General features: G+C 49.7%; 2 protein-coding genes. Both read left to right on the plus strand.

Translation table 11 applies throughout. The features are described from left to right. Positions 1-77 precede the first annotated feature (77 nt). The gene (gene cooS / locus Q3886_RS09570) at positions 78-1,955 is read left to right on the plus strand and encodes an anaerobic carbon-monoxide dehydrogenase catalytic subunit (protein WP_301861223.1); all 1,878 of its coding nucleotides are present in this window, start codon (positions 78-80) and stop codon (positions 1,953-1,955) included. Then, the gene (locus Q3886_RS09575) at positions 1,952-3,313 is read left to right on the plus strand and encodes a [FeFe] hydrogenase, group A (protein ID WP_301861224.1); all 1,362 of its coding nucleotides are present in this window, start codon (positions 1,952-1,954) and stop codon (positions 3,311-3,313) included. Before cooS ends, Q3886_RS09575 begins: the two co-directional genes overlap by 4 nt. The last annotated feature ends 129 nt before the right edge of the window (positions 3,314-3,442 follow it).

Genomic DNA, 3,442 nt, shown 5'->3' on the forward strand with positions numbered 1-3,442 from the left:
TATAATGACAGACAATAAGGTGGATATTAAGTATGCATTATTGTTGTTATGTGTGTCATTAACTGTGAGGTGTGCGTATGTCAAAAGCAATCTGTCCCAGTGCCGACAAGGTACTGGAAACGTTTTTAGCATCCAGACAGGAAGATCATTCCCATCGCCGTATGGTTGAACAGGAACTGAAATGCGGCTATGGCCTGAGCGGCTTATGCTGCAAGTTGTGTTCCAACGGTCCCTGCCGTCTTTCCAAAGCGCGGCCCAAAGGTGTCTGCGGCGCTGATGCCGATACTATTGCAGGCCGTAATTTCCTGCGTTCCGTTGCTGCCGGGTCCGGCTGTTATACTCATGTCGTAGAAAATACGGCAAAACGGCTGAAAGAACTTGCCCAGGCACGGGGAACGATTAAAGGGAAAGACATGTTGTATCATCTGTGTGATGAACTGCATATTACCGGCAGTGACGACTGGGATAAAGCCCTTCATTTGGCCGAATCGATTCTTGAAGACCTTCGTCGTCCTTATGATGAAAAAATGACGCTGACCCGGTACCTGGCATACAACAAACGTGTTGCAGTCTGGGAAAAACTGGGGATTTTGCCTGGCGGTGCTAAAGATGAAGTATTTAATGCCGTCGTCAAAACATCGACGAACTTGAATTCCGATCCCGTAGATATGCTGATGCAGTGCCTGCGTCTGGGCATTTCTACAGGTCTGTATGGCCTGGTTCTTACGAATCTGCTGAATGATATTATCATGGGAGAACCGGAAATTGGCTTCCATCCCGTAGGTATCCGTGATATTCATCCGGAATATATCAATATTATGGTCACTGGCCATCAGCAGTCCATGTTTGCCAATTTGACGGAATATCTGCAGAAGCCGGAAATCGACGTACTGGCCAAGAGCGTTGGCGCCAAGGGGATTAAACTGATCGGCTGTACCTGTGTTGGTCAGGACTTCCAGGTTCGCACGAATCAGTATGAAAACGTATTCTGCGGCCATGCCGGCAATAACTACACCAGTGAAGCCGTTGTCATGACGGGATGCGTCGATTTGATCGTATCTGAATTTAACTGTACCATTCCTGGGCTGGAACCGTTGTGCGAACAGTATAAGGTCCCCCTCCTGTGTCTGGACGACGTAGCTAAGAAGAAAAATGCCGAATATATTCCCTATTCTGCAGAAGAAAAAGATGCCATTAGCTGCCGTATTATTGCTGATGCTATCGCTTCCTATGCCAAACGCGTCGGTGCCAATGGCCGTACCAATTCCATGTCTCACCATGGCTGGGATGAAGCCGTCACCGGTGTGACTGAAGTGAGTCTGAAGAAGTTGTTGGGCGGTTCCTATCAGCCTTTGATTGATGCCATTGCCAACGGTACAATCAAAGGGGTAGCTGCTGTTGTCGGCTGTTCCAATCTGCGTGCCAAAGGGCATGACGTCCTGACTGTTGAAATGACAAAACAGCTGATTCAGAAAGATATATTGGTCCTGTCTGCCGGCTGTACCTGCGGCGGCCTGCAGAATACGGGCCTCATGAGCCGGGAAGCAGCTAACTGGGCCGGACCGGGTCTGAAAGCGCTCTGCCAGACCCTGGGTATTCCGCCTGTTTTGAATTTTGGACCATGTCTGGCTATTGGCCGTATTGAAACGGTTTCAACAGAAATTGCCAAGGCCCTGAATGTAGATATTCCGCAGCTGCCCGTTGTTGTATCAGCGCCGCAGTGGCTGGAAGAACAGGCACTGGCCGATGGGGCATTTGCCTTGGCCCTTGGTTTCAATGTCCATCTGGGACTGGCTCCCTTTGTAACCGGCAGTCCCGTGATTCTGGATGTATTAACCGATAAACTGCAGGGGATTACTGGCGGCAAACTGATTGTTGAAACTGAATGGGAAGCGTCTGCTGATACGATTGAACAGGCCATTTTAGAAAAGCGAAAGGGGCTGGGGTTAGTATGACAGCAATGAAAACCCACGTTCCTGTAGGCCCGGCAAGTCCGGCTGTTTCCCGATTTGCCGATCGCTGCTCCGATTGCGGTCATTGTGTATCTGCCTGTGCTGAATCTATTGGCCCGGCTCAGCACTGGCTTGACGGGGAAGCCTTTGCCTGCGTCAGCTGCGGACAATGCGTAGCTTCATGCCCGGAACGGGCTCTGCAGGTTAAATCTCAGATTGAACAGGTCAAAGAAGCGGTGCAGGACCCGCAGAAAATCGTCGTTTTTTCTACGTCTCCAGCTGTACGTGTCGGTCTGGGCGATGCCTTTGGCTGTCAGCCCGGGGCCTTTGTAGAAAGCCAGATGGTCGATGCCCTGCGCAGGCTCGGCGGTGATTATGTATTGGATGTTACCTTTTCTGCCGATCTGACCATTATGGAAGAATGTACGGAATTTTTACAGCGCTTACTTGGTAAAAAGGGAGTACTGCCGCAGTTTACCAGCTGCTGCCCAGCATGGGTAAAATATGCAGAAACCTTTTTGCCAGACATACTTCCCCATATTTCTACGGCGAAAAGCCCCATTGGCATGCAGGGGGCAACGATTAAAACCTATTTTGCCAAAGAGCGCAATGTAGATCCGCGTCGTATTATCAGCGTAGCCGTTACGCCTTGTACGGCTAAAAAATATGAAATTTCCCGTCCTGAATTCAATAGTGCAGGAAAAGAACTGGGCATCGATGGCCTGCGGGATAATGACTACGTCCTGACGACGAAGGAAGTTGCCCAGTGGCTGGATGAAGAAGGCATATCCTTTGATTCCCTCTCTGCGACTGCAACATTTGATTCCTTAATGGGCAAAGGAAGCGGCGCCGGTATTATTTTCGGCAACAGCGGCGGCGTCATGGAAGCGGCCTTACGCATGGCCTATACGGCTCTTACTGGCAATCAGCCAGATGATCTGCTGCTGGACTTTAAGCCCGTACGGGGGCTGCAGGATGTCAAGACGGCAGAAGTACAGCTGCTGGGGCAGACTCTTCGTGTGGCTGTCGTATATGGTACTAAGAATGTAGAGGAGCATTTGCCGGAATTGATGAAGACGCATCACTTTATTGAAGTGATGACTTGTCCTGGCGGCTGTATCAGCGGTGCAGGACAGCCGGAACGGGACTGTGTGCCTGTAGCCGATTCTCTTCGGCAGGCCCGTATTCGTTCACTCTATCAGGCTGATGTTGACAGTGCTGCCAAAATTTCGTCAGCCAATCCTGATATTCAGCGCGTATACCAGAAATTTTACGGCCAGCCTCTGAGCGAAAAATCAGAACGTTTACTGCATACGTCGTATGAAAACCGCAGTGCCTTACGCGGTAAAGGCTTTAAATAAGGTACTGTTATACAACACAAATAAGAACCCCCGAAATCTGTATTTTGTAGTGACCCCAAAAAGTTAGACCTTCGTAACGAGATAGTTTTTACTATCTCGTTATTTTTTATGCAGCAAAGAGAGCGTACC

Source organism: uncultured Megasphaera sp., from assembly GCF_958350005.1.
Lineage (GTDB): Bacteria > Bacillota > Negativicutes > Veillonellales > Megasphaeraceae > Megasphaera.

Coding starts and splice junctions, on each gene's coding strand:
- cooS (WP_301861223.1), top strand. CDS start 78: ATGTCAAAAGCAATCTGTCCCAGTGCCGACAAGGTACTGGAAACGTTT.
- Q3886_RS09575 (WP_301861224.1), top strand. CDS start 1,952: ATGACAGCAATGAAAACCCACGTTCCTGTAGGCCCGGCAAGTCCGGCT.